Consider the following 7888-nt stretch of genomic DNA (forward strand, 5'->3'; position numbering starts at 1 on the left):
CATGGACGCGCAACCGATGAACGCCCTCGAGAAGATCCAGCGCCAGATCCAGTGGAACCGCCTGATCGCGGTGGTGGAGGAGCAGGCGCAGACCATGATCCGCACCGCCTTCAGCACCACGGTGCGCGAGGCGGGCGACCTCTCCGCCGGCATCTTCGACCTCAAGGGCCGGATGCTGGCCCAGGCCGTGACCGGCACGCCCGGCCATGTGAACTCGATGATGGAATCGGTCGGCCACTTCCTGGCCAAGTTCCCGGCCGAGACGATGAAGCCCGGCGACCACTACATCACCAACGACCCCTGGCTCGGCACCGGCCACCTGCACGACCTCACCGTCGTCTCGCCCGCCTTCCGCAACGGCAAGATCGTCGGCCTCTTCGCCAACACCGCGCATGTCATCGACGTGGGCGGCCTCGGCATGGGGCCGGAGGGGCGCAGCGTCTTCGAGGAGGGGATGTACATCCCCATCGTCAAATGCTTCGACCAGGGCCGCGCCAACGAGACCTTCTTCGACTTCATCCGCGCGGGCTCCCGCACGCCGGTCGAGCTGGAGGGCGACGTCTATTCCCTCTGCGCCTGCAACGACGCCGGCATCAAGCGCCTGGTCGAGATGCTGGACGAGTTCGGCATGGACAGCATCGACCCGCTGGCTGAGTACATTTTTGACAGCTCGCTGGCCGCCACCATCGCCGAGATCGCCAAGCTGCCGCGCGGCACCTACGCCGCCAGCATCAGGAGCGACGGCTACGAGGCGCCCGTCACACTGAAGGCGTCGATGACGCTGCATGACGACCACATCACGGTGGACTTCGCCGGCACCTCAGGCCTCTCGGGGCGTGGCATCAATGTGCCGGCGCCCTATTGCCGGGCCTATTCCTGCTTCGGCATCAAATGCGTCGTGGCGCCCGAGATCCCGAACAACTGGGCCAGCCTCGCCCCCTTCCGCATGGAGATCCCGGAGGGCTGCATCCTCAACGCGCCGCGGCCCTTCCCGGTCAGTGTGCGGCATGTGGTGGGGCAGCTCCTGCCGGACCTGATGATGGGCTGCCTGCACCAGGCGGTGCCGGACCGCGTGACGGCCGAGGGCTCCTCCTGCCTGTGGAACCCGCCGCTGCGTGGCGGCGCCCAGGTCTCGGGCGGCGAGGCCGAGCTGCCGGATTTCGAGGTCATCACCTTCAACTCCGGCGGCACGGGCGCCCGCCCGGCGCGGGATGGGCTGGACGGCACCGCCTTCCCCTCCGGCGTGCGCACCATGCCGGTGGAGGCGACCGAGAACGTGGCGCCCGTGGTGTTCTGGAAGAAGGAGCTGCGGCCGGATTCCGCCGGGGTGGGCCGCACCCGCGGCGGCTTCGGCCAGATCATGGAGATCGGCACCAAGGGCGAGGCGGAGTTCGCGGTGAACGCCATTTTCGACCGCGTGGCCAATGCCCCGCGCGGCCGCGATGGCGGCGGCGACGGTGCGGCGGGCTGGGTCGGGCTGGATGACGGCACGCTGCTGCGCACCAAGGGCTTCCAGATCATCCCCAAGGGGCGGCGGCTGCTGCTGAAGCTGCCCGGCGGCGGCGGCATGGGCGACCCCGCCACGCGCGACCCGGCGCTGTTGGCGCGGGACATCGCCGACGGGCTGGTGACGGCCGAGGACTGAAGCTCCAGGGGGCGGCGCCCCCTGGAACTCGCGACCCTCAGCGGCGGCGCGGCATCATCGAGGCCATCACGGCCAGCGCCGCCACGCCGAGGCCGACGCAGAGCACCGGGTTGCGCGCCAGCGCCATCTGCACGCTGCGCGTCAGCGTCTCGCCGCCGAACGGCCCGTGCACGGGCGAGGCGCGGAAGGAGGGGCGGTGCAGCGTCTCGTCCCGCTGCGCGGCGATGCGGTCGGAATGCGTCACCTGGGTGGCGGTGGTGCCGAAATGGCCGAGCAGCCAGTCCAGCGCCCCCGGCATCACGGCATTGGCCACGCCGAAGGCGGCGGTCTGCCCGCCCACCCGCACCGAGCGGCGGTTCTGCGTCACCGCCAGGTGGATCGCCTCCGCGCTCAGCTCCGGCGCGTAGACCGGCGGCGGCGGGCGCGGCACGCCCCCTTCCGGCAGGTGCGAGGCGGCATGGCTGAAGAAGGGCGTGTTGGTCGAGGGCGGGTGCACGATGCCCATCTGCACCGCGCTGCGCGCCTCGATCAGCTCCGCCCGCAGCGCCTCGGTGAAGCCGGCCACGGCGTGCTTGGCGGCGGAATAGGCGGACTGCATCGGCACCGCCCGCAGCGCCACGGCCGAGCCGACATTGACGATGTTGCCGTGGTTGCGCGGCAGCATCCGCCGCAGCGCCACGCGCGTGCCGTTCACCACGCCGAGATAGGTGACGCGCGTCACCCGCTCGTAATCCGCCTCGGGCAGGTCCATGAAGCGGCCATAGGCGCTGACGCCAGCGCAGTTCACCCAGGCGTCGATCGGGCCCAGCTCCGCCTCGATGGCGGCCGCGGCCTGCTCCAGCGCCGCCGGGTCGGACACGTCGGCCTCGGCGATGGCGGTGCGGGCGCCACCCTGGCGCACCTCCTCCTGGGCGGATTCCAGCCCGTTGCGGCCGCGGGCGATCAGCCCGACATCCCAGCCCTGCCGCGCGAACAGCGCCGCCGTGCAACGGCCGATGCCAGAGGAGCCGCCGGTGATGACCAGCACGGGGCGGTGTCGGGTTTCAGACATGCAGGAAGCCTCCGGATGATGCGAGCGGGTGCCGGCCGGTCGCCGGCCATGCCCCACCTACCGGCGGAGCCACGGGGGGTTCCCGCGCACCGGGATTTCCACCGCCCGCCCTCTCTAAGCCGCGCCGCCCCTTCCTGGTTGCTCCCTTCCGGTTGCCGGCGCCCCGGCTCCGCGCCCCAACTCCGCGTGCCAGCTCCGCGCATTGGCGCCGCCGCATTCTTCGGCGAGGATCGGCCGTGCCACACCTGACCGGGAATCCTCCTGCCATGACCCTGCTCGACTCGCTCCGTGGCCGGCTCGCCCTGCCGGTGATCGGCTCGCCGCTGTTCATCATCTCCGTGCCGGATCTGGTGGTCGCCCAGTGCTGCGCCGGGGTGGTGGGCAGCATGCCCTCGCTGAACGCAAGGCCGCTCTCGCAGCTCGACGAGTGGCTGGCCGAGATCCGCGAGCGGCTGGACGCGCACGACGCCGCCCATCCCGGGGCGCCGGCCGCGCCCTTCGCCATCAACCTCATCGTCCACCGCTCGAACGACCGGCTGGAGCAGGACCTGGCACTGTGCGCGCGCCACCGCGTGCCGCTGATCATCACCTCGCTCGGCGCCCGGCGCGAGGTGAACGAGGCCGTCCACGCCTATGGCGGGCATGTGATGCACGACGTCATCAATCAGCGCTTCGCCCACAGCGCCATCGACAAGGGCGCGGACGGGCTGATCCTGGTGGCGGCCGGCGCCGGCGGCCATGCCGGCAGCCTCTCCCCCTTTGCGCTGGTGCAGGAGACGCGCGCCTGGTTCGACGGCCCCATCGCCCTCTCGGGCGCCATCGCCAGCGGGCGGTCGATCTTGGCGGCGCAGGCCATGGGGGCGGATTTCGCCTATATCGGCAGCGCCTTCATCGCCACCGAGGAGGCGCGGGCGGCCGAGGCCTACAAGCGCATGATCGTCGAGGGCAGCGCCGGCGACATCGTCTACAGCAACCTCTTCACCGGCGTGCACGGCAACTACCTGCGCGGCTCGATCGCCAATGCCGGGCTGGACCCGGACGATCTCCCCGTCTCCGACCCCTCGCGCATGGATTTCTCCTCCGACCGCAAGAAGGCCTGGAAGGACATCTGGGGCTCGGGGCAGGGGATCGGCGCCGTCACCGCCGTGGAGCCGGCCGCGGCGCTGGTCGGCCGGCTGCGGCGGGAATACGAGGCGGCGCGGGCGGCGCTGGGCGCCGGCTCCGCGCTGCTGCGGCCGGGCTGAGGGCGGCGCTCAGCCGGTGGCGCTCAGCCGGGCGCCGAATCCCGTGCCAGGGCGACGGAGAGCCGGAGGCCGCGCAGCAGGAGCGCGTCCTCCGTCGGCGCCTCGGCCGGCAGCAGCAGGACGGGGGAAGATTCCCCCATCTGCGCCAGCATCTCCGGCAGCGCCACGGCGGCGGCCAGGCCGCGCAGCGCGCGGGCCGCAGCCGCCTCCGGCACGGGATGGCCGCCGAAGGCCAGCGCCGTGTCGCCCGCCGGCTCCGGCAGCGCCTCCGCTCCGGCGGCGAGGCTGAAGCCGCGCGCGGCGAGGCCGTCCCCGCGCTTCTCCACCACCCAGCCCCGGAGCGGGGCGGCGCCTTCCACCTCCGCCCCAGCCACCTCCGTCCCCGCCATCTCCGCCCCAGCCATCTCCTCCGGCGCCTCGATCCAGAACAGCGGCGGCAGCGCGTCCAACACGGCGGGTGAATGCGCCACCCCGGTGCCGGCCAGCCCGTTCGCCAGGGCGGCGATCTCGGCATCCGCCGCCAGGGCCGGGGCGCCCTCGGCGCGCAGGCGCCGCGCGGCGCGGCGCGCCTCCACCGGCGCCTCCCCGCCGAGCAGGGCGGCGAGCAGGCTGCCCGCCGGGAAGCCGGGCCTCACCTCATGTCCGCCCAGGCATAACCGCATTCCCACCCCAGGCTAACTTGTTGACATAAAACAATTCTACTTCGAAAGCTAGCAATCCGTTGACCGGCCAAGCCGCGGTTCTCGACCTATTCGCCCGCCCACAAGGTTGCTCTGCGGCCACTCCCACCTGCCGAGCGGCTCGTACTTCTCCAACGCTGGCCGAACTGTACTTGCACGCGCCTCCTGATCGCAACCGTAGCCAGCTGTATGCTCGATGGATGCGGACATTTGCTTCCGCGGCTGGTCCGGTGCTCACGCAGTTGCTCCGGTCCTAGAAAGGCTATCTGCCAGCCAACGCTTCAACGTGCCGCCCGCGCCTTCAACGCCTGCGCTTGCCTGACACGGGGCACTAGCGATCGCATGCTGGGCCAAGCCCAGGTGCCAGCTGGCGCGCAGATATAAGCAAGCGGGGTAAGGGCTTAAGTCCCGGAGGGAGCGCAGGTCCATCCGGGATTGTCACTGCGATCAAGACGGTGCCCACTCCGGTTCCAACGGCTCATCGTCCCCGCCTTCAGCCATGCTCCACTAAAATCTCGCGCGGACCAGTTAATGGGGGCTGGTCTACGGCAGCCAAGCCTGGGGCGAGGAGGTCGAAGCGCTCGGACGCCCACAGCACGGACTCACCGGCACACGCCAGGATGCCCGCCACCAGCAGGGCATCGGCCGAGGCATGCTCCACGTTGACACTGACCCCCGCGACCTCATGCAGGGCGCCGCGAGCCAAGCCACCATGCGGCATCCCGCCAGTCCGGCGCCGGAATGCTGAAAGCCAGTGTCGGGTGGGCAGATGCATCGCCATGGCCCTTGATACGGGCCACCTGCTCACGCAGTTCATTCAGCAATGCCGCCTTGCCTGGAATCGCCATGGCTCCCTCTATCAATCAAATTGAACATAAAGCGAACAAAAAAGTTTTGGGAAGCCTCCTATTTGGGGGCAATTAACTCCACGGGTCGCTTCGGCAGAGCAACCCGGACACTCAGCGATCCAGGCAAGGCGGCAAAAAGGCCTCAGAACACGTATCAGGGACAGCAGAGCTTACGCTGCTGAAAACGTGAAACGGTCCCGAATTGACGGATCAATCTAAATATTTACTAAATTTACCACAGCCTGTGCGCGGAGCGTCCAGGGGCCCCGGTAGGCCTGCCTCAAAGAGACTTCCGCTCCGGAGGGGTCTCAGAAGCCCGTGAGACCCTCACCGATGCACCCTTTCGTGTTTGTCCGCAACGATATCCAAAACGGCTCTGAACTCTGGTTGGGGAACGATTCCGGCGCATCTGTCATGGTGCTGAAGGACATCTGGCCCGGCTCTCACGGATCGGACATCCAGAGCCTGACTGCGGTGGTCGGTGGCAAGGCGGTTTTCACGGCGCAGGATCCGCAGCACGGCTACGAGCTTTGGGTGACCGATGGCACGTCCGAGGGCACCTTCCTCCTGTACGACATCAACGACACGGACGGCTCGCAGCGCCCGGCTGGGCTCACCACGCTGTCCGACGGCCGTGTGGTGTTCACCGCCAGCAACTCCAGCAGCGGCAGCGAGCTGTGGGTGACCGATGGTACCCGCGAGGGCACCCGCCTGATGCTCGACATGGCCCCGGGCGCAGACAGCACCGCCTTCACCGGCGCAATCCACCCGCTTGCGGACGGCCGTTTCTACTTCGCGACCAACCTCCCCGCGCCGGGCGAGGACATCGGCGCCACGCTCTGGGTGAGCGACGGAACGTCCGAGGGCACCAAGGCGGTGACCCGGTACTTCGGCGACAACGTGCTGCTCGAGGACGGGCGGATGTTCCTCAACAGCGGAGGCGGCCAGATCACAGTGACGGACGGCACGCCTGAGGGTACGCGGGCCATCGATGGTCTGCCCGATCCCAGTGCGGTCTCCATCGACTTCCTGCACCCGGTCGGTGAAGGCAGCGTGCTGATCAAGGTCACCCCGCGCGGCTGGAGCGAGGCCGGACCCAGCATTCCAGGCGGCCTTCAACTCTACACCACCGATGGGACGACCACCCGCCTGCTGATGCAGGCCGACATGGTGCGGGGCGGATATATCCAGGACCTTGGGGACGGAAGGTCGGTGCTGTCGGTGACGGTTGATGGCGTGCCGCAGGTTTTCGTCACGGACGGGACGGAGGATGGCACGGCAGCGATCCCGAGCGGCGGCCGGTTGGTGCCTGCGGGGGACGGTCAGGCCGTCTCCAGCATGAACGGCGCGATCATGCTTCTTGGTCACGATGGCCTCGACACCCTGATCGGACCGGACGATGCGCAGGGCATGTATCCGACGGCCGTCGCCAAGCTGGCTGACGGAACCTACCTGCTGGAGACCCGGTCCTCAGCTACCAGCGAGACGGTGACTTGGCGTACGGACCTGACCGCCGAGGGCACGCATCCTGCCCCCGACTTGGCGGGCCTCGATCTCTGGAAAGGCAATTTCGTTCCCGTCGGATCGGCTACGGATAGCCCCGTAACGCCGGAGACGCCGACGGACCCGGAGACGCCGACGGACCCGGAGACGCCGACGCTGCCCGTGCATGACTGGGCGGCGGAGATGCCGATCTTCGACAAGGCGTTCTACCTGTCGAAGTATGCCGACGTCGCGGCGGCGGGTACGGACCCGCTTGCGCATTTCATGCAATTCGGCGCGGCCGAGGGGCGCGACCCCAACAGCCATTTCGACGTGTCGTTCTACCTGAACCAGAACCCCGACGTGCTGGCGGCCGGGGTGAACGCCCTCGAGCACTACATGTCGGTGGGCTGGAAGGAAGGACGTGATGCCTCCTTCGCCTTCGACAGCGATGCATACCTCGAGGCCAACGCTGACGTGGCGGCCGCCGGGATGAACCCGCTGGAACACTTCCTCCTGCACGGCGAAGCCGAGGGCCGGGACGCGTTCCAGGCGGCACCGAAGACCACCGGGCCACAGAACGCCCTGGTGGACGCCTCCTTCTACTACGCGACCTATGGCGACGTGGCGAAGGAGGGCGTGGATGCCACCCAGCACTTCATGACCTCCGGCTGGAAGGAGGGCCGCGACGCCAACGCATTCTTTGACACGGATTGGTACCTCGCCACCTACCAAGACGTGGCCGAGGCCGGGATGAATCCGCTCGAGCACTACCTCGCGCACGGCGCCGCCGAGCACCGCGCTCCGAGCACGGCCTTCGACGGCGACGCCTACCTCGCCGCCAACGCGGACGTGGCCGAGGCCGGGCTGAACCCGCTCGAGCACTACCTGCAGTTCGGCCGGGCCGAGGGTCGCGACATCTTCGCAGCCTGAGCGAA

6 protein-coding genes are annotated in these 7888 nt (G+C 69.3%); 3 read left to right on the plus strand and 3 right to left on the minus strand.

Annotated elements, in window-relative coordinates; genetic code table 11:
- Position 1: 1 nt before the first annotated feature.
- On the plus strand, positions 2 to 1645 hold the full coding sequence (locus tag CR165_RS09380; RefSeq protein WP_109516701.1) for a hydantoinase B/oxoprolinase family protein: 1644 nt from the start codon (positions 2 to 4) through the stop codon (positions 1643 to 1645).
- Positions 1646 to 1682: 37 nt separating this feature from the next.
- Here CR165_RS09380 and CR165_RS09385 read toward each other — a convergent pair whose 3' ends face one another.
- Positions 1683 to 2696 carry an SDR family oxidoreductase gene (locus CR165_RS09385; RefSeq protein ID WP_109516702.1) on the minus strand — a complete coding sequence of 338 codons (1014 nt, stop codon included), beginning with the start codon at positions 2694 to 2696 and terminating at the stop codon, positions 1683 to 1685.
- A 266-nt stretch (positions 2697 to 2962) separates the two neighbouring features.
- On the opposite strand from CR165_RS09385, the gene CR165_RS09390 reads away from it, so the two are divergent.
- Complete coding sequence (locus CR165_RS09390; protein ID WP_109516703.1) at positions 2963 to 3940, plus strand: NAD(P)H-dependent flavin oxidoreductase; 978 nt, start codon at positions 2963 to 2965, stop codon at positions 3938 to 3940.
- A gap of 23 nt (positions 3941 to 3963) precedes the next feature.
- Here the strand turns inward: CR165_RS09390 and CR165_RS09395 are convergent, their stop codons facing one another.
- Entirely contained in the window at positions 3964 to 4575 is a 612-nt protein-coding gene (locus tag CR165_RS09395) for a hypothetical protein (RefSeq protein ID WP_109516704.1), read from the minus strand.
- A gap of 728 nt (positions 4576 to 5303) precedes the next feature.
- Positions 5304 to 5468: a hypothetical protein gene (locus CR165_RS24990; protein WP_181378075.1), complete on the minus strand. Its 165-nt coding sequence runs from the start codon at positions 5466 to 5468 to the stop codon at positions 5304 to 5306.
- Positions 5469 to 5801: 333 nt separating this feature from the next.
- Here CR165_RS24990 and CR165_RS09405 point away from each other — a divergent pair, with 333 nt between their 5' ends.
- The gene (locus tag CR165_RS09405) at positions 5802 to 7883 is read left to right on the plus strand and encodes a hypothetical protein (RefSeq protein ID WP_109516706.1); all 2082 of its coding nucleotides are present in this window, start codon (positions 5802 to 5804) and stop codon (positions 7881 to 7883) included.
- Positions 7884 to 7888: the final 5 nt, after the last annotated feature.

The sequence above is a fragment of the Teichococcus aestuarii genome (assembly GCF_003116135.1).
Classification (GTDB): domain Bacteria; phylum Pseudomonadota; class Alphaproteobacteria; order Acetobacterales; family Acetobacteraceae; genus Pseudoroseomonas; species Pseudoroseomonas aestuarii.